At 70.7% G+C, this 24,098-nt stretch carries 21 protein-coding genes; 2 read left to right on the top strand and 19 right to left on the bottom strand.

The genetic code is table 11. The annotated features are described in order from the left end of the window. Positions 1-221 precede the first annotated feature (221 nt). On the top strand, positions 222-1,613 hold the full coding sequence (locus tag ACFE8Y_RS06170; RefSeq protein WP_375463512.1) for a cytochrome P450: 1,392 nt from the start codon (positions 222-224) through the stop codon (positions 1,611-1,613). A gap of 118 nt (positions 1,614-1,731) precedes the next feature. Here the strand turns inward: ACFE8Y_RS06170 and minE are convergent, their stop codons facing one another. The 13 genes from minE to ACFE8Y_RS06105 all read right to left on the bottom strand — a co-directional run bounded on the left by minE (position 1,732) and on the right by ACFE8Y_RS06105 (position 17,070). Continuing rightward, positions 1,732-2,040: a cell division topological specificity factor MinE gene (minE, locus tag ACFE8Y_RS06165; RefSeq protein ID WP_375463511.1), complete on the bottom strand. Its 309-nt coding sequence runs from the start codon at positions 2,038-2,040 to the stop codon at positions 1,732-1,734. Further along, positions 2,037-2,852: a septum site-determining protein MinD gene (gene minD, locus ACFE8Y_RS06160; protein ID WP_375463510.1), complete on the bottom strand. Its 816-nt coding sequence runs from the start codon at positions 2,850-2,852 to the stop codon at positions 2,037-2,039. Before minD ends, minE begins: the two co-directional genes overlap by 4 nt. Before the next feature lie 40 nt (positions 2,853-2,892). After that, a complete protein-coding gene (gene minC / locus ACFE8Y_RS06155) occupies positions 2,893-3,510 on the bottom strand; it encodes a septum site-determining protein MinC (RefSeq protein WP_375463535.1) in 618 nt (205 codons plus the stop codon). A 324-nt stretch (positions 3,511-3,834) separates the two neighbouring features. Continuing rightward, positions 3,835-4,482, bottom strand: a complete 648-nt coding sequence (minC, locus tag ACFE8Y_RS06150) for a septum site-determining protein MinC (protein ID WP_375463509.1) — start codon at positions 4,480-4,482, stop codon at positions 3,835-3,837. Between the two features lie 740 nt (positions 4,483-5,222). Beyond that, positions 5,223-6,377 carry a lipid-A-disaccharide synthase gene (lpxB, locus tag ACFE8Y_RS06145; RefSeq protein ID WP_375463508.1) on the bottom strand — a complete coding sequence of 385 codons (1,155 nt, stop codon included), beginning with the start codon at positions 6,375-6,377 and terminating at the stop codon, positions 5,223-5,225. Between the two features lie 85 nt (positions 6,378-6,462). After that, positions 6,463-7,335 (bottom strand): LpxI family protein, encoded by an 873-nt coding sequence (locus ACFE8Y_RS06140; protein ID WP_375463507.1) that lies wholly within the window; start codon positions 7,333-7,335, stop codon positions 6,463-6,465. 5 nt (positions 7,336-7,340) lie between these two features. Then, complete coding sequence (gene lpxA, locus ACFE8Y_RS06135; RefSeq protein ID WP_375463506.1) at positions 7,341-8,159, bottom strand: acyl-ACP--UDP-N-acetylglucosamine O-acyltransferase; 819 nt, start codon at positions 8,157-8,159, stop codon at positions 7,341-7,343. Next, positions 8,156-8,620 (bottom strand): 3-hydroxyacyl-ACP dehydratase FabZ, encoded by a 465-nt coding sequence (gene fabZ / locus ACFE8Y_RS06130; protein WP_375463505.1) that lies wholly within the window; start codon positions 8,618-8,620, stop codon positions 8,156-8,158. The genes lpxA and fabZ overlap by 4 nt, the downstream gene beginning before the upstream one ends. A 213-nt stretch (positions 8,621-8,833) precedes the next feature. Continuing rightward, positions 8,834-9,892, bottom strand: coding sequence for a UDP-3-O-(3-hydroxymyristoyl)glucosamine N-acyltransferase (gene lpxD, locus ACFE8Y_RS06125; protein ID WP_375463504.1), 1,059 nt, complete (start codon positions 9,890-9,892; stop codon positions 8,834-8,836). A 53-nt stretch (positions 9,893-9,945) separates the two neighbouring features. Then, entirely contained in the window at positions 9,946-12,504 is a 2,559-nt protein-coding gene (gene bamA / locus ACFE8Y_RS06120) for an outer membrane protein assembly factor BamA (protein WP_375463503.1), read from the bottom strand. 390 nt (positions 12,505-12,894) lie between these two features. After that, on the bottom strand, positions 12,895-14,052 hold the full coding sequence (locus ACFE8Y_RS06115; RefSeq protein WP_375463502.1) for an RIP metalloprotease: 1,158 nt from the start codon (positions 14,050-14,052) through the stop codon (positions 12,895-12,897). 210 nt (positions 14,053-14,262) lie between these two features. Further along, a complete protein-coding gene (locus ACFE8Y_RS06110) occupies positions 14,263-15,843 on the bottom strand; it encodes a DHA2 family efflux MFS transporter permease subunit (RefSeq protein WP_375463501.1) in 1,581 nt (526 codons plus the stop codon). Positions 15,844-15,849: 6 nt separating this feature from the next. Then, on the bottom strand, positions 15,850-17,070 hold the full coding sequence (locus ACFE8Y_RS06105) for an HlyD family secretion protein (RefSeq protein ID WP_375463500.1): 1,221 nt from the start codon (positions 17,068-17,070) through the stop codon (positions 15,850-15,852). Positions 17,071-17,198: 128 nt separating this feature from the next. Here ACFE8Y_RS06105 and ACFE8Y_RS06100 point away from each other — a divergent pair, with 128 nt between their 5' ends. After that, positions 17,199-17,846, top strand: coding sequence for a TetR/AcrR family transcriptional regulator (locus ACFE8Y_RS06100; RefSeq protein ID WP_375463499.1), 648 nt, complete (start codon positions 17,199-17,201; stop codon positions 17,844-17,846). 42 nt (positions 17,847-17,888) lie between these two features. On the opposite strand, the gene dxr is transcribed toward ACFE8Y_RS06100, so the two are convergent. From dxr to ACFE8Y_RS06070, 6 genes are all read right to left on the bottom strand, one after another. Beyond that, complete coding sequence (gene dxr / locus ACFE8Y_RS06095; RefSeq protein ID WP_375463498.1) at positions 17,889-19,067, bottom strand: 1-deoxy-D-xylulose-5-phosphate reductoisomerase; 1,179 nt, start codon at positions 19,065-19,067, stop codon at positions 17,889-17,891. Positions 19,068-19,080: 13 nt separating this feature from the next. Continuing rightward, positions 19,081-19,947, bottom strand: coding sequence for a phosphatidate cytidylyltransferase (locus tag ACFE8Y_RS06090; RefSeq protein WP_375463497.1), 867 nt, complete (start codon positions 19,945-19,947; stop codon positions 19,081-19,083). Between the two features lie 386 nt (positions 19,948-20,333). Further along, entirely contained in the window at positions 20,334-20,897 is a 564-nt protein-coding gene (gene frr, locus ACFE8Y_RS06085) for a ribosome recycling factor (protein WP_375463496.1), read from the bottom strand. Positions 20,898-21,076: 179 nt separating this feature from the next. Beyond that, entirely contained in the window at positions 21,077-21,799 is a 723-nt protein-coding gene (gene pyrH, locus ACFE8Y_RS06080) for a UMP kinase (RefSeq protein ID WP_375463495.1), read from the bottom strand. Positions 21,800-21,953: 154 nt separating this feature from the next. Beyond that, a complete protein-coding gene (gene tsf / locus ACFE8Y_RS06075) occupies positions 21,954-22,880 on the bottom strand; it encodes a translation elongation factor Ts (RefSeq protein ID WP_375463494.1) in 927 nt (308 codons plus the stop codon). A gap of 199 nt (positions 22,881-23,079) precedes the next feature. Beyond that, on the bottom strand, positions 23,080-24,098 hold a 1,019-nt coding region (locus tag ACFE8Y_RS06070; protein ID WP_375463493.1), incomplete at its 5' end, for a 30S ribosomal protein S2.

Raw genomic sequence — 24,098 nt, 5'->3', positions numbered from 1 at the left:
AGGTCCGCAAGCGGGCTCGACGCGCTCGGGACGCGACCGTCGGTTCGTCGGTTCGTGGGGCAACGCGAAGGCTCGGCCTCAAGCCTGCCTTGGAAACGCTGCCGATCCGGTGGCAGGTGCGCAGCACGGCGGTATTCCCGCACGGCACGCGATGCTTCACGACGGCCATGGAGACGATCTTGGAAGTTGTCTCGGAACCACGCGCGGGGAAGGGCTCAGGAGTGGCTCCGGGCCGCGCCGCAGCGTCCCAGGCGGTCCCGCGCCTCGTGCCGCCGTTCCGTACGCCCCCGGAGCGCGCGCCGCCGCTGTTCTCCTATCTCACGGCGCTCCGCACCAACGCGCTCGTCGGCTGGCCGCGCAGGGCTTACGAGGAGCCGGTGCTGCGCCGCGGCCTGCTGGGCCGCACGAGCTTCACGCTCAACGATCCGGAGGCGATCCGGCGGGTTCTCGTGGACAACCAAGCCAACTATGCCCGGACCTCCGGCTCGGTCCGCATCCTGCGCCCGATCCTCGGGGACGGGCTGCTGATCAGCGAAGGGCCGGCGTGGCGCCACCAGCGCCGCGCGCTCGCGCCGGCTTTCACGCCGAGAATGATCGACGGCCTCGTTCCGCTCATCGACGATGCGATCGAATCGTCGATGCGCGAACTCGACGAAGCCGCCGCGCGCGGACCCGTCGCGCTGTTCCCGGCGCTGCACCGCCTCGCCCTGGAGATCGCCGGCCGCAGCATGTTCTCCGTGGCGATGGACCGGCATGGGCCGGAACTCCGGGCCTTCATCGCCGAATATTCCGAGCGGCTCGGGCGGCCCCACCTTCTCGACATCCTGATGCCGCCGACTTGGGCAGCCCCCCTCGATTGGCCGCGGGCCCGGTTCCGGCGGCGCTGGACGCCCTTCCTCGACCGCATCATCGCGGCACGGGCGACCGAGGCCGTGCCCCGCCCCGCGCGGGACCTCCTCGATCTTCTGATGGACGCCCGCAACCCCGAGACGGGTGCGGCCTTCTCCGACGCGGAACTGCGCGACCAGGTCGCGACGATGATCCTGGCCGGGCACGAGACCACGGCCGTCGCCCTGTTCTGGGCCATCTACCTCCTCGCGCTCGCGCCGGAACTTCAGGAGCAGGTCGCGCGGGAGGCGGGTGGTGCCGACCTCACCGACCCGGTGGGCTGCGCCCAGGACGGCCGCCTGCCGCTGACGCGCGCCGTGATCGACGAGACCCTGCGGCTTTATCCGCCGGCCTTCGTCATCGTGCGCCGCGCGCTCCAGGCCGACCGCGTCGCCGGCCTCGACGTTGCCGCCGGGGACATCGTGATCGTCAGCCCATGGGTGCTGCACCGGCATCGCACCCTCTGGGCCGATCCGGACGCCTTCGACCCGGGCCGGTTCCTGCCCGGCGCCCCCCGGGTGGCGCGCTACGCCTACCTGCCCTTCGGCGTCGGCCCCCGGGTCTGCATCGGCGCCCACTTCGCCCTGACGGAGGCCGTGCTCGCGTTGGCGCGGCTCGTCGCCCGCTTCCGCATCACCCTGGCCGATGCCCGTCCGGTCCTGCCCTGCGCCGTGGTCACGACCCAACCCGACCACGCGCCGGACTTCCGGCTCGCGCCGCGTTAGACTCGCGATCCGGGTGGATCGTTCAGCGCCACCGTGCCGGGGGGCCGGGGCGACGCGATGAACCGACGTGCCGAATGCCGCCGAGCCTGAGCGCCACGGGGTTCGATGCGCCGGCGGTTCAGGCCGCCTGCTTCTCGGCTCCCGGCTCTTCGCCGGCCGACTTCTGCGGCCTGGACTTGGCCGCCAGCAGCGGAAGCTCGATGTCGAGGCCGAGCGTCGAGACGCCCTCGCCGCGCTCCAGGGTGATCTTCACCTTGTCGCGCTCCACCGAGACGTGCCGGGCGATGACCGCCAGGATCTCCTCGCGCAGCGTGATCACGAGGTCCGGCTGGCCGGTCTCGGAGCGCTCGTGGGCGAGGATGAGCTGCAGGCGCTCGCGCGCGACCGAGCCCGAACTGCGCTTGTTGAAGAGACCGAGCAGGGTCATGCCGCCCTCCGCATGAACAGCTTGTCGAGGAAGGACTTGCGATCCGAGGGCATGCTCATCGCCAGCACCTCGCCCTTGAGCCGGCGCACGGCGTCGGCGTAGGCGCGGGCCGGGGCGCAGAGCGGGTTGTTCAGCGTCACCGGGCAGCCGAGGTTCGAGGCGCGCAGCACCTCCTGGCTCTCCGGGATGATGGCGAGCAGCGGGATCGAGAGGATCTCCAGCACGTCCTCGACCTTCAGCATGTCGCCCCGTTCGGCGCGGGCCGGGTCGTAGCGGGTGAGGATCAGGTGCTTGTCCATGGTCTCGCCGCGCTCGGCCTTGAGCGTCTTGGCGTCGAGCAGGCCGATGATGCGGTCGGAATCGCGCACCGACGACACCTCCGGGTTGGTCACGACCACGGCGAGGTCCGCGTGGCGCATGGCGAGCTGCGCGCCGCGCTCGATGCCGGCCGGCGAGTCGCAGATCACCCAGTCGAACTTTTCGCGCAGTTCTTCCATCACGCGCGCGACGCCCTCGTCGGTGAGCGCGTCCTTGTCGCGGGTCTGCGAGGCCGGCAGCAGGTGCAGGGTGTCGAGCCGCTTGTCGCGGATCACCGCTTGGTTGAGCTTGGCATCGCCGTTGACCACGTTGATGAGGTCGTAGACGACCCGGCGCTCGGCCCCCATGACGAGGTCGAGGTTGCGCAGGCCCACGTCGAAATCGACGACGCAGACGCTTTGTCCGCCCTGCGCGATGGCGGCCCCGAGTGCCGCCGTGGTGGTCGTCTTGCCGACGCCGCCCTTGCCCGATGTGACGACCAGTACCTTTGCCACGCGTGTCGCTCCTTGATCGAGGTCTTGAACCCGGGTTGTCTCAGTCGAGGCGGGCCATCCGGATCGCGCCGCCGTCGAGCCAGATCTGCGCGGGCTTGCCGTGCAGGTGCGTCCCGATATCCTCGGCCGTGCGAACGAGGCGGTCGATCCCGAGCAGCTCGGGCTGGAACTTGCGGCAGTAGATGCGGGCGCGCGGATTGCGCGCCGCGCCCGCGATGGCGCGTCCCCGCAGGGCTCCGTAGACGTGGATCGAGCCGCCGGCGAGGATCTCGGCCCCGGAGGAGACCGAGCCCATCACGGTCACGTCGCCGGTCGGATGGACCACCGTCTGCCCCGAGCGGACCGAACCCTCGATGGTGATCGAGGTGGAGGTCGGCTCCTCGGGCACCCTCGGCAGGTCGAGGCTGCCGCTGGGCCGTCCGCCGATCAGCAGCGGCGGCAGGCCGGGCGCAATGATTTCGACGCCCTCGAACCCGAGGATGCGGATGCGCCTGCCGATCAGGTCGGCCATCAGCGTCCGCAGCGCATCCGGGTCCGGCCGCAGGGCGGCGAGGTCGAGGATGACGGCCCGCCCGTCGAACAGGGTCGGCGAGCGCCCGAGCGCCCGATCCAGGTCGGCGAGCCACTCGGCGAGCGGCGGCTCGGGCTTCAGCGCCAGGGCCTTGAACGCCCGTCCGCGGAAGGCAAGCGATCGCCGATGGGTATGTCCTGCCGGGTCAACGACCGTCGACGACGGTTCGGGCGCGGTCGATTCGGTGGCGACCTGTCCGGTAAGCGCAGCCGCGGGAACGGCTTCCTCGGGCTGTGCCGAAGCGGGACGGTCGAGATCTGGAAGGATCTGTGTTTTCACGGGTCAACGATTCCTTACCGGATCATTGACGGCGGACATGGTTACCGAAGAGTTAAGGTTCTTGATCCTGTCGTGGACCTATGCCGCGATCATGTCCCGGGATCTTCCACGCCGGGATGTTGGGACGGCGCGTCACGCGCGCACCAGCATCGCCAGTCGGATCGCGTCCGCGACGAGGCGAACCTCGACGGCGCAGCCCGTGAAGCCCGCGTCGAGGTCATCGGCGGCCTTGTAGAGCCCGTCGATGGCGATCAGCTCGGGCTCGAACCGCCTGCACCAGATCCGCGCGTTCGGGTTGCCCGCGGCGCCCGCGATCGCCCGGCCGCGCAGGGGGCCGTAGACGTGGATCGAGCCGCCCGCGATCACCTCCGCCCCCGAGGCGACGGCACCCATCACCGTCACGTCGCCGTCGAGATGCAGGATCGCTTGGCCCGAGCGGACGGGGGCATCGAGGATCAGCGAGGCCGCACTCGTCGATGCGGCCGCCGCGGGGGGGGCGTCCGGCATCGCGATCTCGCCCGCCGGGCGTCCCCCCGAGAGCGCCGGCGGCAGGCCGGGACCGAGGAGGTCGAGCGGCGCCCCCTCGATCCCGAAGATCGCGATGTCCCGCGCCGCGAGGTCGGCGACGAGACCGGTCAGGTCGTCCCGGTCGAGGCGAAGGCCGGTCAGGTCGAGAATCACCGGCCGGCCGGCGAAGAAGGCGGGCGCGCGCCGGCGCAGCGCGTCGAGGTCGGCGAACCAGTCCGCCACCGGCGGCAGCGGGGCGAGCACCGTCGCCATGAACGAGCGTCCGCGAAAGCGGATTGGTGGACGGGCCGGGTCGGATCGGGGGTTCGTCACGGAATCGCAGGGTCCTTGGCGCGGCGCTCTGCATGAAGCGCACCGACACGCAACGCAATTGCGGCCCTCCCACGGCGTACCGCGCACGCGCCGAGCCTGCAGAGATGGCTTGGTTTGTCTGAACAATGACCCGAGCTTCGATAAGTGGGCTCCTGCCGGGTTCAGGCAGCCGCCGGATGCGGCAGACTGTCGACGTAGGCTTGGTTGGGGATGCGCCGGTCAACGCTCGAATGGGGTCTGCGTCCGTTGTAGAAGGCGAGGCACCGACTGATTAATACCGGATCTCAATGAGCCCGACTCATTGAGATCCGGCCCCGCGACTGCGGGGCGGCGGTGGTCCGCCGGACCTCATGGGTCACGACCCATGAGACTTGGTATAAGGCGCGTGCCGTGCTGACGGTGTCGTAGGCCCGCGGATCAATCTCCCCGCACTTGACCGACCGTCACAGCCACGCGACGAAGACGTCGTCGTCTACGCGCAGGACACCGGCTCGGAACCATCACCCAAGCCCCTGTTCAGCCAAGTCCCCTGACCGTCCAGACGAAGAGGGTGATCCCAGTCTCTCGCGGTGGCGTCTCTCGCAGTGGCGTCTCCTGGCGGGGACGCCACACGCCTAACCGCCACGCCCGCTTCGTCACCTCACCCCGACGGACAGCCCGCAAATCGGCCAAAGTCGAGCTCAGGTCCCGGTCGTGATCGCCGCCAGCACCACGCGCGCCGCGCTGCGGCTCGGGGCCTCGTCGTCGGGAAGCCGCATCAGGCCGTCGATGCGCTCCAACGCCGCGACCTGCCGGTCGCGGGCCTGACCACCGGTGACGAGCGGCGCGAGCGCGTCCACGAGCCTGTCGGCCGTGCAGTCGGCCTGCACGAATTCCGGCATCGCGTTCCGCCCGAGGATCAGGTTCGGCAGGACGATGGTCGGCACCTGAATCAGGCGCCGCGCCACCGCCTCCTCGATCCGCGAGACCTTGTAGGCCACCACCATCGGCACGCCGGCGAGCGCGAGTTCCAGCGTCACGGTGCCGGACGCGGCGAGCGCCGCCCGCGCCCGACGGAAGGCGGCGTACTTCGCAGCCTCGCCCGCAACGATCCGCACCGGCGCGTCCCATGCGACGGCGAGGCGCTCGATCAGGGCGCGATGGCGGGTGACCGCGGGCAGCACCGCCTCGACCGGGCCGACGGTTCGCGCCAGCCGCGCCAGGGTCTCGCCGAACACCGGCATCAGGCGCTCGATCTCGGAGCGGCGCGAGCCCGGCAGCACCGCGACGCTCCAGGGCCGCGCTTCGCGGGCGGCGGCATCGCCCGCGTCCGGGCGCAACTCCGAGAACCGCTCGATCAGCGGGTGGCCGACATAGGTGCAGGGCGGCCCGTCGAGCCGGCGATGCGCCTCCGGCTCGAACGGCAGCAGGGCCAGCACGTGGTCGACGAAGCGGCGCATGCCCTTCGCCCGCCACGGGCGCCACGCCCAGACGCTGGGCGACACGTAATCGATGATCGGCAGATCCGGCATCCGCCTGCGGACGCGCGCGGCGACCGCGTGGGTGAAGCCGGGGCTGTCGATGATGACGAGCACGTCGGGGCGGTGGGCGACGACGTCGTCGACCGTCTGGCGGATGCGGCGCAGCAGCGTGCGAAGCCGCGCCAGCACCGGCAGGTAGCCCATCACCGCGACGTCATCGAGGGGGAAGAGCGAGGCGAAGCCGTGGGCGGCCATGGCCTCGCCGCCGACCCCTCCGAAGGCGAGCGGGCCGGGGGCGAGGTCGCGCAGCGACGCGATCAGCTTGGCGCCGAGCTGGTCGCCCGAATCCTCGCCCGCCACGAGCCAGATCTTCATGTGCGCGGCCTTCGGTGAACCGGGGGACGTCCGCCGCACGGGCCGCAGCGGGTTGTCGGCCGACCGGTCCGGAAAGCCGTCGGGCTCATGCGATGACGTCCAGGCCGATCAGGAACAGGCCGAGCCGGTCGGCCTCGGCGACGGTCTCCGGACGGTCGATCACCAGGGTGCGACCGGCCTCGATCGCCAGCCCGCCGCAGCCCGCCGCGGCCGCGTTGCGCACGGTGCGCGGGCCGACCGCCGGCAGGTCGATGCGCAGATCCTGGGCCGTCTTGGCACACTTGACCAGCACGGTCGCGGGGAGCGGCCGGCCGTGCCCGAGGGGCCGGCGCCCGAGCGCGCGGGCACGCGCCAGCATGCGGTCGGTGCCCTCCGGCCCCTCCACGGCGAGCACCCGGTCGGCGGCGACGACCGCCGCCTGCCCGACATCGAAGGGGGAGAGCGCGGCGAGCAGCGCCCGGCCGGTGGCGATCGAGGCGTGGGCGGCCGCGTCCGGCGCGTGCCGGCCGATCCGGCCCGCCGGGCAGAGGAGATCGGGGGCCGCCTCGTGGACGCCGAGCACCCGGTGGCCGTTCTCCTCCAGGAGCATCACGGCGCCGCGCAGCAGACGGTCATCGCCTCCGCCCGTGAGGTTGCGCAGGGCCTCGCGGTTGCGCAGGGCCGCGGCCGCATTGAGGATCGCGGCCGGGCTCGGGCGCGCGACGCCGCCGGCCGGCACGATCGTGGCGGGGCCCCAGGCCTTCAGGATGCGCAGGGTCTCGCCGACGTCGAGCAGATCGACGGTGGCGTCGGCCCGCGCCCGCATCGGCCGGTCGGTGAAGCCGCGCAGCGCCAGCACCTTGAAGGTGCGGCCCGCCCGGTCGAGGGACTCGGCGACGCGCTCGGGCAGGCGCCCGGTGCCTGCGACCAGGACCAGCGTCCCGGAGGCAGGCGCCTCGGGTCCCGGCCGGGCGGCCATCCGGTTCAGGCCGCGCCGACGGAGGTCGACGCCTCGCGCGGCGTGCAGATCGAGCGCTTGCCGCCGACGCGGATGAAGTCGAGGACCTCGCGCACCAGCGGATGGGCGTCGAACTCCGTCGCCACGTCCTCGACCCGCTCCATCAGCGTGCCCTCGGGGGCGAAGAGCAGGCGGTAGGCGCGGCGGAGCGTGTGGATGTCCTCGCGGGGAAACCCCCGGCGCTGCAGCCCGATGATGTTGAGGCCGGACAGGATGGCGCGGTTGCCGAGCACCATGCCGTAGGGGATGCAGTCGTTCTCCAGCGCCGAGAGGCCGCCGATGAAGGCGTGCGCCCCGACGCGGGCGAACTGGATCACCGCCGCGCCGCCGCCCAGGATCGCGTAGTCGCCGACGCTGCAATGGCCGGCGAGCATCACGTTGTTGGAGAAGATCACCCCGTTGCCCACGTGGCTGTCGTGGCCGACATGGGAATTGGCGAGGAAGGTGCAATGGTCGCCGACCACCGTCTCCAGGCCGCCGCCCTCGGTGCCGGGATTCATGGTGACGCCCTCGCGGATCAGGCAGTCGGCGCCGATCCGAAGCGTCGAGGCCTCGCCGCGGTACTTGAGGTCCTGCGGCGGGTGGCCGATCGAGGCGAAGGGATAGATCCGGGTGCGGGCGCCGATGCGGGTGTCGCCGGCGACGACCGCGTGGCTGACGAGTTCGCACGCGGCCCCGAGCACGACCTTGCGGCCGACGTGGCAGTACGGGCCGATGCGGCACCCGTCGCCGATCTCGGCGCCGTCCTCCACGATGGCGCTCGGATGGATGGCGGGCGCGCTCACGCCGTCACCAGCATGGCGCCGATCTCGGCTTCGGCGACCAGCGCCCCGTCGACGCGCGCCTCGCCGCGGAACCACCACATGGTCCGGCGGTGGTTCATCTTCCGCATGTGGAAGCGAACCTGATCACCGGGCACGACGGGCTTGCGGAACTTGCACTTGTCGATGGTCATGAAGAACACCTGCTTGGTCTGCACGTCGTTCTCCAGGATGTGCCGGCAGCAGATCGCGCCTGCCGCCTGAGCCATGCCCTCGATCAGCAGCACGCCGGGAAACACCGGCATGTTCGGGAAGTGCCCGGTGAACTGGGGCTCGTTCACCGTGACGTTCTTGATGCCGACGCAGCTCTCGTCGCGGTCGATCTCGATGATACGATCGATCATCAGGAACGGGTAGCGGTGCGGCAGCAGCTCCAGCACCTTCTGGATGTCGGCCGAGCCGAGTTCACGCACCGTCTCGCTCATCGATCCCTTCGCACCTCGTCCGGGCTCGGGCCGGACACGCCCGGCGCCCGCTCGTCCGCCACGGCCGACGCGTCCTTTCGACCAGAACGGCGTCGCGATGCAAGCGTCGCGTCGGGTGATCGCCGGACGGCGGGCCGGTCGCTCTCGCGCCGATTCATCGCCGCGCTGCGGTATCGGGGGCCGACGGCCGCCGCGCTTCGCGGCAACGCGCGGTCAGGCTTTCTCTTCGGGCTCGTCGCGGCCCGAGCGCTCGGCCAGGCGGGCGAGCGTCGTCAATTCGCGAAACCACGCGCGGACGGGCTTGGCCGGCGTACCGCCCCAGCGGCTTCCGGGGGGCACGTCGCGGTTGACGTTCGAGGAGCCGGCGATCTGGGCGCCGCGCCCGATCCGCAGGTGGCCCACCACGCCGACCTGGCCGCCGAGGACGACGTAATCCTCCAGCGTCGTCGAGCCGGAGATGCCGACGCCCGACACGATCACGCAATGGCGGCCGATCACCACGTTGTGGGCGATCTGCACGAGGTTGTCGATCTTGGTGCCCTCGCCGATCACGGTGTCGCGGCTGGCCCCGCGGTCGATGGTGGTGTTCGCGCCGATCTCGACGTCGTCCTGGACGATGACGCGGCCGACCTGCGGCACCTTGAGATGGGTGGCGCCCATGGCGAAGCCGAAGCCGTCCTGGCCGATGCGGGCGCCGGGATGGACGATCACCCGGTTGCCCAGCAGCGCGTGGCTCAGGGTGGCGCCGGCGCCGACGGCGCAGTCGCGCCCGACGCGGACGTTCGGCCCGACGACGGCGCCGGGACCGATCACCGTGCCGGAGCCGATCTCCGCGGCGGGGCCAACCACGGCGCCGGGATCGACGGTGACGCCCTCCTCCAGCCGGGCGTCCGGGTGGACGTGGGCGCCCGGCGCGATGCCGCGGGCGCCGAACTGCGAGCCCGGACGTAGGGCGTCCGGGTGCAGGCGGCCGAGCAGCGCGGCGTAGACGCGGTAGGGGTCGCGGATTACGAGGGCGACGGTGCCGGCCGGCACGCGGGCGGAGAAGCGCGGCGCGACGAGGCAGGCGCCGGCCCGCGTGGCGGCCAGGGCCTCGCCGTAGCGGGCGTTGTCCATGTAGGCGAGGTCGCGCGGACCTGCGCTCTCCAGGGCGGCGGCGCCGTCGAGCGGTCTGCCCGGATCGACGCCCTCAGGGAGACCGACGCCGGCGGCCTCGGCGATGGCGCCGAGGCTGAGACCGGGCCTTGCGGTGAAGAAGACGGGATCTGGCATGGGGGGACAACGCGCCGCCCGGACGATCCGGGCGGCGCGCAAACGCTGTCGCGTCAGAAGCGCGAGCCGCCCGAGAAGCGGAAGGCCTGCGTCTGGTCCTTGCCGATGTGGCCGATCACGCCGTTGGCAAGGAAGACCTTCTCGCCCTCGTCCTTGCTGAGCGCGTAGGCGTAATCGAAGCGGATCGGGCCGAGCGGCGAGTTCCAGAGGATCGAGGCGCCGACCGAGGATCGGATGGTGGTCTTGTCGCGGACGTTCACACACTCCGGCTCGATGCCGATGGTGAAGGCGTTGAAGTTGCAGCCCGTCTGGGGACTGAAGCCGTTGATGAACCCGTCGCCGTTCACGTCGAAGCTCCGGCGGCCGTGATAGCCGAACAGCGTGCCCGCATCGGCGAAGACCGCGCCCTTCAGGCCCAGGTCCCGCGGAATGCCGTAGAGTGGGAACTGGATCTCGACGGTGCCGCCGACGTAGGTCGAGCCGCCGACCGCGTTGGAGCGGGCGTCCGTCGTGCCGACGTCGCGCGGGCCGATGCCGTTCGGCGCGAAGCCGCGGACCAGCGACGGTCCGAGGAAGAACTGGTCGGTGATGCGCAGCGGATTGCCGTCGAGGGCCTCGACGTGGCCGCCCTGGATGCGGACGAAGCCGACCACGTCCTCGTAGAGTTCCTTGTAGTAGCGCGCGTCGCCGGTGATGCGGAAGAACTTCGAGTCGCCGCCGAGGCCGGCGAGGTCGGGCTTCAGCTCGGCGTAGAGGCCGTTGCGCGGGTTGCCGATCACGTCGAGCGTCGAGTAGGCGAGCGTCAGGCCGGCAAGCGAGGTGAGCGTGTTGCCCTGCGAGCCCTTGATCGCGATCGACGCCTCGCCGGTGTAGGCGCAGGCCGGGTACTGCGCGAGGCCGCCGACGTTCTGCCCGTTGATGACCGTACCGGGGTCGTAGCGCGGCGTGAAGCCGGGGATCGGGTTGGAGCAGTCGTTGTAGGGCTGCTTGATGCCGTTGGGCACCTTCAGCTCGGTGTTGTAGAGCGAGTAGCGCAGCGTCACGCCGAACTCCTCGGTCACCGGCAATCCGATGCGGAGCTGGCCGCCGTAGACGGTGGTCTCGTAGCGCGAGTAGCGGGTCAGGTCGCTGTACTTGTAGAAGGCGTCGAAGCCGGCGGCGAGGCGATAGCCGAGGAAGTACGGCTCGGTGAACGAGAAGTCGACGCCGCGGGAGTACTGGCCGCCGGTGCCGGCGACGCGGACGTACTGGCCGCGGCCGAGGAAGTTCGACTCCGAGACCGAGACCTCGCCGATGATGCCGTCCTGGGTGGAGTAGCCGCCCGCCACCGAGAACGAGCCCGTGGGCTGATCCTCGACGTCGATGTTGATGACGACCCGGTCGGGTGCCGAGCCCGGCTCGTTGGAGAAGCGGACCTTCTTGAAGAAGCCCAGGCCGTTGAGGCGGCGCTCGGCGCGATCGGTCAGCACCCGGTTGTAGGCGTCGCCCTCGGCGATATCGAGCTCGCGCCGGATGACGTAGTCGCGGGTGCGCGTGTTGCCGCGGACGTTGATGCGCTCGACGTAGACCCGCGGCCCGTCCTCGACCACGAAGCCGAGGGAGACCTGATGGGTCGCGCGGTCGCGCTGGCCGGTGGGGCGCACCTGCGCGAAGGGATAGCCGGCGCGCGCGACCTGGTTGGTCACGCCCGTCAGCGTCTTCTCCACGTCCTCGGCGTTGTAGACGTCGCCGATCGCGGTGCGGACCTCGCCGTCGAGTTTGCCCGTATCGAGGCCGGGCAGGCGTGAATCGACCGCCACGGCGCCGACGGTGTACTGCTCGCCCTCGTCGACGGTGACCGTGATCACCCAGCCGTTGGCATCGGGGCCCTCGACGTAGCGGGAATCGGCGCTGACGATGCGGAAATCGGCGTAGCCGTTCTTGAGATAGTAGCGCCGCACCAGATCCATGTCGTTGGAGATGCGGTCGGGGTCGTAGACGTCCGATGTCTTGATGAACGACAGGAAGTTCATCTCCGAGGAGGACATCAGCCCCCTCAGCTTCGACTCCGAGTAGGCGTTGTTGCCGACGAAGTTGATCGACACGATGCCGGTCTTGTCGCCCTCGTCGATCTGATAGATCACGTCGAGGCTGCCGTTGGGCAGGTCGACGGTGCGGTAGGTGACCTTGGCGGTGCCGCGGCCGGCGCGGCGGTAGACCTCCTTGATCCGCTCGAGATCCGACTTGATGACGCCCTCGCTGAAGGCCCCGCGGGCCTTGGCCTCGATCTGACCTTCAAGGGTGGCCTTCTCGATCTTCTTGTTGCCCTCGAACACCACCCGGTTGATGAGGTTGTTCTCGCGCACCGTCACGACGGTGCGCCCGCCGCTGGCGGCGACCTTCACGTCCGAGAACATGCCGCTGGCGAGCAGGTTGCGCCGGGCCTCCTCGGCGGAGCCGGAGGACGTGCCGGTGACGTAGGAACGGATGGTGTCGGCGTCGACGCGCCGGTTGCCCTGGACGACGATCTGCTGAGCCTGCGCCGCGCCGACCAGCGCGAGGCCTGCCGCTGCGGCTAGGACGATGGTCCGCTTCACCGACTTTCGCCGGCGCTTCCCCGTCATCGACATCATCTATTCGCCCGTCTGTCTTCGTGTCGGAACGGGTTCGCACCCGCCACGAGCGGTCGTTGGCCGACCGTCCCGTGTACCTGGTCCAAGCGTAGCTCTTAGCGGGATTCCCCTGCCAAGCAAACGCCGCGGGGAGACGATCCGAGGGGATTTTGGCGGGTCGTGGCCTTAGGGCCACTTAACGACGACGAGAAGTTCCATGTCAGTTCGCCGCAGGGTGAATGATGTGTAAACTTCTGTAGGACAGCATGTTTTCGGAACGGAACGCCGTCGTGGAGCGGTAGCCTTCGTTCCAATTCGGTCAGCATTGAGGCGCCACCGAACGGGTCCCGTGGCGGCCCCGGGACCCCGCGGACCGCCAAGGACGGCCGGAATGTGGCGAACCGGACGCGGTCAGGTCGCGCGTCCCCACGAGGCGCCGAGGTTGAGGATGTCGTTCCAGGCTGCAAACAGCATCAGCACGAGGACGAGTGCCAGCCCGACCCGGAAGCCGATCTCCTGGGCACGCTCGCTCAGCGGCCGGCCGCGCACGACCTCGCAGGCGTAGAACAGCAGGTGGCCGCCATCGAGCAGGGGCACCGGGAACAGGTTGAGCATGCCGATCGAGACCGACAGCAGCGCGATCAGGCCGATGAGGCCGCCGACGCCGCCGACCTTGGCGACCTCGCCCGACACCCGCGCGATGCCGATCGGGCCTGAGAGCTGATCGGCGGATTCGCGGCCGGTGGCGAGCTTGCCGAGGTAGGAGAAGGTGCGCTCCACCACGAAGACGGTCTCGTGCACGCCGAGGCCGACGGAGGCCAGCGGACCGTAGGTGACGAGCTTGGCCTCGGAGGCGGCGGGCGAACGGATGCCGAGCCGACCGATCCGATGGCGGCCGAACTTCGTGCTCTCCTCGTAGGTCTGCGGGGTCGCGGTGATCTCGCGCTCGGCGCCGGCGCGCTCGACGACGAAGCGCAGCGTGGTCCCGGCGCTGCCGGTGACGACGCGGTACATCGCGTTGAAGTCGGGGATGGGCTCGCCGTCGATGGTCTTGATCAGGTCGCCGGGCTCGAACCCGGCCTGCGCGGCGGCGCTGCCGGGATCGACCGCGGAGACGCGCGCGGGCAGCTCGTAGCGGCCGCCGAGCCAGATCGCACCGGCAAACAGCAGGATCGCCAGGATGAAGTTGGCCACCGGACCGGCCACGACGATCGCGGCGCGCTTGGCCACGGGCTGGGTCGGGAAGCTGATCGCCCGCTCCTGCGGGCTCATCCGCGCGAGGGTCTCGGGATCGGGAACGCTGGCGCCGTTGGCGTCCCCGTGGAACTTGACGTAGCCGCCGAGCGGGATGGCGCAGAGCTTCCAGCGGGTGCCGCGCCGGTCGTTGAAGCCCGCGAGTTCCGGCCCGAAGCCGAGCGAGAAGGCGTGGACGCCGACCCCGCACCAGCGCCCGACCAGGAAGTGTCCCATCTCGTGCACGAACACGACGACGGTGAGCACGAACAGGAACGGGATCACCGCGCCGAAGAAGCCGGCCGCCGTGCCGCCCATCGCGGACAGGAATTCCATGCGTCGATCCTCGGCGTCGATCCTCGGGCCTCGATCGGGCCATGCCCACCGCTGTAGCAGATCGGGACGGGCGTGATCCAACGCAAACCCGCGGCGGGCGATGGGGCAACCTCGCACGGGCACGCGCGAACCGCGACGGGCGCCCGCCCGGGACGCGGGCTTGTCCCCGATAATCCCCGCGCGGACGCCGCGCGTGAGAGCGAGACGCCCTCAGTGCCCTCCCCCGCCGGCCACTGCACCGGGACGGCGGATCAGCGGCGTGGCGAGGGCCATCAGCAGGAACAGGCCGGTCAGCACCAGGAAGACGTCCTCGAAGCTCATCACCAGCCCCTGCGTGCGCACGGTGTTGCCCATCGCCTTCAACGCCATCCGCTCGGCGTCGCTTCCGAAGGGCTCGAACTGGCGCCGCATGGCGTCGAGGCGCTCCAGGGCGACGGCGTTCGCCCAGGTGAAGCGCTCGTGCAGCCGGGCGAGGTGCAGGTCCCAGCGGTCGTTCATCAGGGTGTTGATGAGCGCGAGCCCGACGGCGCCCCCGAGGTTGCGCGTGAGATTGTAGAGGCCGGACGCGTTCTTCATCCGGGCGGGCGGCAGCGTGCCCAGCGCGATGTTGTTGATCGGGATCATGCACAGCATCAGCGAGCAGCCGCGCAGCACCTGCGGCCACAGGAGCTCCCAGAAGTCCCAGTCCTTGGTCAGCCCGGTGACGATCCAGGTGCCGGCGGCAAACCCCGCAAAGCCCATCGCCATCAGGATGCGCGGATCGACCTTGCCGGAGAGCCGGCCCGCGATCGGCGCCGTGGCGAACATGCACAGCCCCGAGACGAACATCGTCTCGCCGATCTGCAGGGCCGAGTAGCCCCGCACCCGGGCAAGGTAGACCGGGTAGAGGTAGGTCAAGCCGTAGAGGCCGATGCCGAGGACGAAGCTCCCGACGCAGCCGGTGGCGAAGTTGCGATCCGAGAAGGCGCGCAGGTCCACGATCGGCTGGCGCGCCGTGAACACCCGCCAGAAGAACCCGATGCCGGAGACCGCGCCGACGACGGCGCAGGCGGCGACCGCCTCGTCCTGCATCCAATCGTGGTTGGGCCCCTCCTCCAGCACGTACTCGAGGGAGCCGAGCATGCCCCCCATGAAGGCCAGCCCGAACCAGTCGAAGCTCTTGAACAGGTCGAGGTTCGGCTTGTCGAAATCGACGAGAACCCACGTCGAGACCGTGACGAAGATGCCCGGCACGACGTTGATCAGGAACAGCCAGTGCCAGGACAGGAGGTCGGTGAGGTAGCCGCCGACGGTGGGGCCGATGGTGGGGGCGAGCGTGGCCACGAGGCCGATCATCGGCGAGACGATGCCGCGCTTGGACGGCGGGAAGATCGTGAAGGCCGAGGCGAACACCGTCGGGATCATGCCGCCGCCGATGAAGCCCTGGAGCGCGCGCCAGACGATCATCTCGTTGATCGAGGAGGAGGTCGCGCACATCACGCTCATCGCGGTGAAGCCGCCGGCCGAGATCACGAACATCCACCGGGTCGAGAGCACCCGCGAGAGCGTGCCCGAGAGCGGGATCGAGATGACCTCGGCGATGAGGTAGCTGGTCTGGACCCAGGGGATCTCGTCGCCCGACGCCGACAGCCCGGCCTGGATCTCGTTGAGGGAGGCCGAGACGATCTGGATGTCCAGGATCGCCATGAACATCCCGAAGACCATGCAGATGAACGCCACCATGCGGCGGCGGTCGAGGGGCGGCTCGGCAGGAACGGCCGAGGATGGGGCCAGGGCGGCGGTTGCGGCCATCGCGCGTCAGTCCTGCCGCTCGGCGGCGCGGATCAGAGGCGCGTCGGCGCCCGCGCGGGTGTCGACGCGCACGACCACCGACAGGCCGGGACGCAGCAGGCCCTCGCCCGCGACGTCGGCCGGCACCCGCACCCGGACCGGCAGGCGCTGGACGATCTTGGTAAAGTTGCCGGTCGCGTTGTCCGGCGGCAGCAGGCTGAACACCGAGCCCGAGGCAGGCGAGAGCGACTCGACCTCGCCTACGATCTCGCGGCTGGGATAGGCATCGACCTCGATGATTGCGCGCTGGCCCGGCCGCACCCGGACGAGCTGCGTCTCCTTGAAGTTCGCGTCGATCCGCACGCTGCGCAGCGGCACCAGGGCGGCGACGCGCGAGCCCGGCGAGACGTAGGCACCGGCTTCCACCGCCTTGTTGCCGACGACGCCGTCGAAGGGCGCCCGGATCACCGCGAAATCGACGTCGCGCTGCGCCCGGTCGACCGCCGTGCGCAGTTCCGCGGCGAGGCTCTCGGCCTCGCGCTGCTGGGCTCTGAGCACATCCACGTTGGCCTTGGCCGCGATCAGGCCGGCCTCGGCGCCCTTCACCGTAGCCTCGGTGCGGTCGCGGTCGGCCTTGGCCTGATCGAGGCGGGACTTGGCGACGTAGTCGGCCTGCATCTGCGTCGAGCGGTTGTAGTCGGCCAGCGCCCGCACCGCATCGGCCCTGGCCGCGTCGATCTGGGCCGCCATCTGCGCCACCTGCGCCTGCGCGGCCTCGGCCTGACGGCCGATCCGGAGGATCGTGCTCTCCTGGGTCGCGAGCTTGTCCCGTGCGGCCCGGAGCGCGAGGCGGTAATCGCCGTCGTCGAGGCGCGCGATCACGTCGCCCTTTCGGATCGATTGACCGTTCACCACCGGGACCGCGTCGAGGTAGCCGGAGACCTTGGCGGCGAGCACGGCGATGTCGGCCTGGACGTAGGCGTCGTCGGTCGAGACGAAGAAGCGGCCCACGCTCCACCACTGCCAGCCCTGGTAGCCGCCGCCGGTCAGCGCCGCGGCCAGAGCGCCGAGCAGGAGAAGCTTCTTGACGGGACGCTTCCTGGCGGTCGGCGCGGTCGCGACGGCTGCTGCCGCGGGCGCGTCCGCCGGCCTGCGGGCCACGGTCGAGGGACTCTCGCGATCCGGCCGTGCCTCGTCCACCGCAGGATTTGCCGCCTCCGTCCGGTCGCCGTCCTCGCGAAGTGACATCGCCGCCATCCCGACTTCGAAATATGATGACCGAACCGTTCGGTCAGCAGCGCGCGCGAGTTGACGCACATCACCGCCAGCCGCTAAGTATCATTGACCGAACGGTTCGGTCAATCAGGATCATGACGATGTCCGCGGGCGCGACGACGCTGGAACCGGTTCAGGCTCAGGCGGGTGCAGAGGGCGACAAGCGCCGCCAGATCCTCGACGGGGCGCGCCGCGTGTTCATGGCGGCCGGGTTCGACGGGGCGAGCATGGGCGAGATCGCCCGCGCCGCGAGCGTCTCGAAGGGCACGCTCTACGTGTACTTCGACAGCAAGGAGGCGCTGTTCGAGGCGCTGACCCTGGAGGCGAAGCGGTGCTTGGCCGAGGCGCTGTTCCGGCTCGACGCCGACGACCCTGACGTCGCCGCCGTCCTGACTCGGCTCGGCACGACCTACCTCGTGGAGATGGTGCGGCCCGATCACGTTGCACTGATCCGCATGGTGATCGGCGCCTGCGAGAAGTTCCCGCGCTTCGGGCAGGCCTTCTTCGAGGCCGGCCCGGCACAGGGCGTGACGCGCTTGGCGGCCTACCTCGACGTCCAGGTCGAGGCCGGCCGGTTGCGGGCGCGGGACACGGACCTCGCCGCCAAGCATTTCCTGCACCTGTGCCAGGCCGGTCTGCTGACGCGGCTGCTGTTCTGCGCCGGCGGCCCGGTGATGGGCGAGGAGATCGACTACCGGATCGCGGAAGCCGTGCGGGTGTTCTTCGCGGGGTACGGGCCGGAGACCTGAGCGGAGCCGGGTGGCTCCCGGCGCGATCCACCGACATTCCCGTCAGCCCGTTGCGCGCATCCGCGGCAGCGCCGCGGCGCTCCAGGCCCGCACCTCGGCATCGATCGCCAGCGCCGCGTCGACGTCCTCGGGCGCTACGCGGTGAACGCCCGCGAAGTGCGTGCAGGCCCGCTCGACCAGGGCTGCGATGCCGTAGAACGTGAGCGCGCCGCGGATGAAGGCGGCAACCGCGATCTCGTTGGCCGCGTTCATCACCGTCGGCGCCGCGCCGCCCTCCGACAGCGCCGCGCGGGCGAGCGCCAGGCACGGGAAGCGCGCCTCGTCGGCGGCCTCGAAGGTCAGGCTGCCGGCGGCGACGAGGTCGAGGGGCCGGCCGCGGGCGATGGTGAGGCGGTCGCCCAGCCCCAGGCAGTGGGAGATCGGCACCCGCATGTCCGGCATCGCAAGTTCGGCGCTCACGGCCCCGTCGCACCAGTAGATCATCCCGTGGACGATCGACTGGGGGTGCACGATCACGCCGAGGCGCGCGGGCTCGATCGCGAACAGATGGTGCGCCTCGATCAGTTCGAGGCCCTTGTTCATCAGGGACGCGGAGTCGATGTTGATCTTCATGCCCATCGACCACGTCGGGTGCGCGGCGGCTTCGGTGGCGCTCGCCGCGGCGATCCGCTCGGCGGGCCAAGTCCGGAACGGGCCGCCGGACGCGGTGATCATCATCGTCGTCACGTCGTCGATGGAGCGCCCGGCCAGCGCCTGAGCCAGCGCGTCGTGCTCGGAGTCCATCGGCAGGATGCGGGCCCCGCAGCGCTTGGCGTCGCGCATGAAGGCGTCGCCCGCGCACACGAGGCTCTCCTTGTTGGCGAGCGCCACGGTGCGCCCCAGCCGCAGGGCCGCGTGGGTGGGCCTGAGGCCGGCCGCACCGCTGATCGCGGCGACGACGATGTCGGCGTCGCGCGCCGCAGCCTCCAGCACCGCGGATTCGCCGGCCCCGCACGGGATGCCGGAGCCCGACAGGGCCTCGGCGAGCGCCGGACCGGCCTCCCCGTCCGCCAGGGCCGCGAAGGCGGCCCCGGTCTCGCGCGCGACCCTGGCGAGCGCCGCCGCGTCGCGTCCGCCGACGACGGCGCCGACGCGGAACCGGTCGGCGTGCTGAGCCAGGAGATCGACGGTCGAGCGACCGATCGAGCCGGTGGCCCCGAGGATGGTGACGGTGAGGGTCACGGCGAGAACTCCGTCATGCCGCGAGGCGGCGCAGGATCAGGTACAGGCCGGCGAGCAGGGCGACGGCGAAGAAGCCGTCGAGCCGGTCCATGACGCCGCCGTGGCCGGGAATGGATTTCCCGGAATCCTTGACGCCGTAGCGGCGCTTCAGGGCGGATTCGAGCAGGTCGCCGCCCTGGCTGAGCACGGACGCCGCCGCGCTGACGAGGGCGACGAGGGGCAGCGGCGTGTCCGCGAGCGGGCTCCAGCCCTGCGGACGGGCGAACGCGACGAGGCCGATGCCGGCAGCGACCGCACCGGCCAAGCCCCCGAGCGCGCCCGACCACGTCTTCTTCGGCGAGACGCGGGGCATCAGCTTCGGGCCGCCGAGCGCGCGGCCGGTGACATAGGCGACGACGTCCGTCGACCACACCACGGCAAACATCCAGGCCGGGCCGAGAATGCCGATCGTAGGCGCGTCCCGGAGCGCAACCGGTACGAGGGCGATCACGCCGCCGCCGAGGAGGGCGCCGAGCGCGCGCAGGCGCCCCGGGCCGCCCTGCGCGACGACGACGCACAGGACCGCCCCGAGGGCGAGCACCGTTGGCATCACGAGGGCGGGCGCATCGGCGTGGGCGCACGCGGCTGCCGCGAGAAGCGCCACGGCGATGATCGCGAGGAGCGCCCGGCGCGGGCCGGTGCGGCTCATGCCGATCCACTCGCCTGCCCCGACGATACCGGCGACGAGCCAGATCAGCGCGAACGGCCAGCCGCCGAGCACCAGCGCCGAGACGGCGACGACGGCGAGCACCACACCGGAGACGACGCGCAGGCCGAACTCGCGGTTCGCGAAGGGATTCTTCCGCGTGCCCGCCGCGGCGGCGTCCGGGGCCGCCGTCATCCGGCCCACGGCGCGGGCAGGATTTCAGCGATGGCGTGTCGCGCAGAGTGTTGACCGTCCACGCGTTCCCTCCCCTCGCGCCTTTCCGAAATCATGGCGTTGGCGCCGCCGCGCCGACGGCGGGCAGCTCCACCCGACCCCCTCTCCCGCACGGGCTTTGAGGATTCACACATCCGTCGGAAACGATTCTTCGTGGACCCGGGCGAAGCGCCGGGTGGCCCCTCTCCCAGGGGGAGAGGGCTGGAGTGAGGGACGTGACCATTCCGGCGCGTTCTCATCCCTCACCCTGTCCCTCTCCCGCGAAGGGTGTGAAGACCCGCGCCTCATCCGGGCATCGGCAACACGCCTTCGCCCTCATCGCGCGGCGGCCGACGGAGAGGGCCGCCTCACACCTGCATGATCTCCTTCTCCTTGGCTGCGAGCACGCCGTCGACGTCGGCGATGTGCTGGTCGGTGACCTTCTGCACCTCGGTGGCCTGACGCTTCTCGTCGTCCTCGGAGATGGCGCTGTCCTTCAGGAGCTTCTTGAGGTGGTCGAGCCCGTCGCGGCGCACGTGGCGCACGGCCACGCGCGCCTCCTCCGTGTACTTGTGGGCGACCTTGACCATCTCCTTGCGGCGCTGCTCGTTCATCTCGGGGATGCGCAGCCGGATGGTCTGCCCCTCGGTCTGCGGGTTGAGGCCGAGGTCGGACTCGCGGATCGCCTTCTCGACCGCCGTGACCATGCTGCGGTCCCACACCGAGATCGAGAGAAGGCGCGGCTCCGGCACGCTGACGGTGGCCACCTGCGCCATCGGCATCGACGCGCCGTAGGCGTCCACCTGGATCGGGTCGAGGATGCTGGGCGTCGCGCGCCCTGTGCGCAGCGATCCGAGATCCTTGGAGAGCGCAGCGACCGCGCCCTGCATGCGGCGCTTGAGGTCGGCGAGGTCGAAGTCCGGTGTGGCCATCGTCTTGAAGGTCCCGAAACGCCTGGGTGTTCGTGGTACGCCCCGGCCTGCGAGGCCGGAGGCTGTCACGGGTTCAATGAACGAAAACCGTGGCGTCCGCAAACCGGACGCCGCGGCAAATCCGCAATGATTTCCTCGGCATCATTCCGCCTCAGCCCGAGCAAGGCAGTGAGGGAGGCTCAGGGAACGACGTGGGTCGAGGCGCTCGCGCCGGTCAGGATCGCGGTGATCGAACTCGGCGGGTGGACCGAGCCGACGACGATCGAGAGGCGGCTCTCGCGGGCGAGCGCGAAGGCCGCCGTGTCCATGATCTTGAGGTCGCGCGCGATCGCCTCGTCGTGGGTGATGCGGTCGTAGCGGATGGCGGTCGGGTCCCGCTTCGGATCGGCGGAGTAGACGCCGTCGACCTGCGTCGCCTTGAGCACGGCGTCGCAGCGCAGTTCCGCCGCCCGCAGCACGGCGGCCGTGTCGGTGGTGAAGTACGGGTTGCCGGTGCCGCCGGCGAGCACCACCACCTGACCCTTGTCGAGGTGGTGGAGCGCCGGCTGGCGCGCGTAGGTCTCGCAGATCGTCGGCATCGAGACCGCCGACATGGTGCGGGCCGGGACGCCGGCGGCGTTCAGCGCCGTCTCCAGCGCCAGGGAGTTCATCACGGTGGCCATCATGCCCAGCGAGTCGCCCGTGGCGCGGTCGATGAAGCCCGCCTGCGAAATGCGGGCGCCGCGGATCATGTTGCCGCCGCCGACGACGAGCGCGATCTCGATGCCGGTCTCGATGGCGCGGGCGATGTCCTCGGCCAAGCCGGCGAGCGTCGGCGGGTGCAGCCAGTAGCCGTCGGGGGCGGCGAGCGCCTCGCCGGAGAGTTTTACGAGGACCCGGCGAAACGGCGTCGTCTCCGGCATCGTCCATCCCCTCCCAGCGCACGCGCCGCGGCTCGTTGCGAGGGGCTTCTACGTCAGGGCGCACGAACCCGTCGAGGGCATGGCTCCACCCGGAGATGCAAAAAGCCCCAGCCTCGCGGCCGGGGCTTCCCGCCGTCGACGGTTCCAGGACGGATCAGGTGCGGCCGGCCTGCTGGGCGACCTCGGTGGCGAAGTCGGGACCGTCCTCCTTCTCGATGCCTTCGCCGAGCGCGTAGCGCACGAAGCCGGTGAGGGCGATGGGCGCGCCGACCTTGCCTGCGGCCTCCTTGAGCACCTGGGAGACGGTCTTCGAGCCGTCGTGAACGAAGGGCTGCTCCAGGAGGGTGACCTCCTTGTAGTAGGTCTTCAGGCCGCTCTCGACGATCTTGGCGAGCACGTGGTCCGGCTTGCCGGCGTTCTTCTCGCGCAGGATGTTGCTCTCGCGCTCCAGGGTCGCCGGATCGACGCCCGAGGCGTCCAGCGCCACAGGGCTCGTTGCCGCGACGTGCATCGCGATCTGGCGGCCGAGCGTCGAGAGCGCCTCGACGTCGCCCGCGGATTCGAGCGCGACGAGGACGCCGATCTTGCCGAGGCCCTCGGTCACCTGATTGTGGACGTAGCTCGCGATCACGCCCTTGCCCACGTCGAGCTTGGCCACGCGGCGCAGGTTCATGTTCTCGCCGATGGTGGCGATGAGGCTCTGGAGCTTCTCCGCGACGGTGGCGCTGTCGCCCGGGAAGTGCGCGGCCTGGAGGCCATCCAGCGTGCCGTCGGTGTCGAGGGCGGTCTTGGCGACCTCGCGGACGAAGGCCTGGAACCCGTCGTTGCGCGCGACGAAGTCAGTCTCGGAGTTCACCTCGACGATCGCGGCGTGGTGACCCGAGGACTCGACGGCCACGAGGCCCTCGGCCGCCACGCGCCCGGCCTTCTTGGCGGCCTTGGCCAGCCCCTTCTTGCGCAGCCAGTCGATGGCCGCCTCGAGATCGCCCGCGGTCTCGTTCAGCGCGCCCTTGCAGTCCATCATGCCCGCGCCGGTCTTCTCGCGGAGCTCCTTCACCATCGCGGCGGTGATGTTGGCCATGGCCGGTCCTTTCGCGTCGTTCAGATGACAGAGGCCCGGCGCGCTGGAAGCGGCCGGGCCGGAATGATTCGATCGAGCGCGGGTCCCCTCGTCCGTGCGGGAGAGGGACAGGGTGAGGGAGGCGACCTCTCCGGAGAGACCTGGATCCCTCACCCCAACCCTCTCCCGAACGGGAGAGGGAGCCGCTCAGCGCAGGTCTTCAGGCGGCGGCCTGAGCCTCGACGAAGCCGCGCGCCTGGGCGACCCAGCCCTCGCGGCCGAAGCGGTCGTTGAGCTTCAGGTCGGCATCGACCTTGGCGACGTCCTCCGGGCTCATCGCGGCGATCTGCCAGTAATGATAGATGCCGGCGTCGTTGAGCTTCTGCACGATCTGCGGTCCGGCGCCATGGAGCTTGGACAGGTCGTCGGGCGCGCCGCGCGGGGCGGCGAGCAGCTCGAAATGCTCGGTCGATTCGGCGAGCATGGCCACATCCGCCGGATCGAGCGCACCGGATTCGACCGAGACCGCCGCGTCGTCGTTGGCGGGAAGCTCCTCGGCCATCGGGACCTCGGAGGCGCCGAGATCGACGCCCGACGAGCCCTGCCCGCGGGAGATGCCGTCGATCGCCGCCCGCGCGATCAGGTCGCAGTACAGCGCGATCGCCCGGCCCGCATCGTCGTTGGCCGGGACCACGTAGGTGATGCCGTCCGGGTTGCAGTTGGTGTCGACGATTGCCGCCACGGGAATCCCGAGGCGCTGGGCCTCCTTGATCGCGAGCTGCTCCTTGTTCGTGTCGATCACGAACAGGAGGTCGGGCACGCCGCCCATGTCCTTGATGCCGCCGAGCGCCTTCTCCAGCTTGTCCTTCTCGCGCGACAGCATCAGGCGCTCCTTCTTGGTGAGGCCCGGGCCGCCGGTGTCCAGGGTCTCGTCGACCTTGCGCAGGCGCGAGATCGAGCCCGAGATGGTCTTCCAGTTGGTCAGCATGCCGCCCAGCCAGCGCGAGTTGACGTAGTACTGCGCCGAGCGCTTGGCGGCCTCGGCGATCGTATCGGCCGCCTGGCGCTTGGTGCCGACGAACAGCACGCGGCCGCCCTTGGCGACGGTGTCGCTCACCGCCTGCAGCGCCTGATGCAGCGCCGGCACGGTCTGCGCGAGGTCGATGATGTGGATGTTGTTGCGCGTGCCGAAGATGTAGGGCTGCATCTTCGGGTTCCAGCGGTGCGACTGGTGCCCGA

This window comes from uncultured Methylobacterium sp. (genome assembly GCF_964242245.1).
Taxonomy (GTDB): Bacteria; Pseudomonadota; Alphaproteobacteria; order Rhizobiales; family Beijerinckiaceae; genus Methylobacterium.
This window is presented reverse-complemented; position numbering and strand designations above follow the sequence as displayed.

Coding starts and splice junctions, on each gene's coding strand:
- ACFE8Y_RS06140 (WP_375463507.1), bottom strand. CDS start 7,335: ATGGCCGCCCGGCCGGGACCCGAGGCGCCTGCCTCCGGGACGCTGGTC.
- tsf (WP_375463494.1), bottom strand. CDS start 22,880: ATGGCCAACATCACCGCCGCGATGGTGAAGGAGCTCCGCGAGAAGACC.
- ACFE8Y_RS06105 (WP_375463500.1), bottom strand. CDS start 17,070: ATGTCACTTCGCGAGGACGGCGACCGGACGGAGGCGGCAAATCCTGCG.
- lpxD (WP_375463504.1), bottom strand. CDS start 9,892: ATGCCAGATCCCGTCTTCTTCACCGCAAGGCCCGGTCTCAGCCTCGGC.
- fabZ (WP_375463505.1), bottom strand. CDS start 8,620: ATGAGCGAGACGGTGCGTGAACTCGGCTCGGCCGACATCCAGAAGGTG.
- minE (WP_375463511.1), bottom strand. CDS start 2,040: ATGACCCTGCTCGGTCTCTTCAACAAGCGCAGTTCGGGCTCGGTCGCG.
- minC (WP_375463509.1), bottom strand. CDS start 4,482: ATGGCGACGGTGCTCGCCCCGCTGCCGCCGGTGGCGGACTGGTTCGCC.
- ACFE8Y_RS06090 (WP_375463497.1), bottom strand. CDS start 19,947: ATGACGGCGGCCCCGGACGCCGCCGCGGCGGGCACGCGGAAGAATCCC.
- ACFE8Y_RS06100 (WP_375463499.1), top strand. CDS start 17,199: ATGTCCGCGGGCGCGACGACGCTGGAACCGGTTCAGGCTCAGGCGGGT.
- lpxB (WP_375463508.1), bottom strand. CDS start 6,377: ATGAAGATCTGGCTCGTGGCGGGCGAGGATTCGGGCGACCAGCTCGGC.
- ACFE8Y_RS06115 (WP_375463502.1), bottom strand. CDS start 14,052: ATGGAATTCCTGTCCGCGATGGGCGGCACGGCGGCCGGCTTCTTCGGC.
- frr (WP_375463496.1), bottom strand. CDS start 20,897: ATGGCCACACCGGACTTCGACCTCGCCGACCTCAAGCGCCGCATGCAG.
- ACFE8Y_RS06110 (WP_375463501.1), bottom strand. CDS start 15,843: ATGGCCGCAACCGCCGCCCTGGCCCCATCCTCGGCCGTTCCTGCCGAG.
- pyrH (WP_375463495.1), bottom strand. CDS start 21,799: ATGCCGGAGACGACGCCGTTTCGCCGGGTCCTCGTAAAACTCTCCGGC.
- bamA (WP_375463503.1), bottom strand. CDS start 12,504: ATGATGTCGATGACGGGGAAGCGCCGGCGAAAGTCGGTGAAGCGGACC.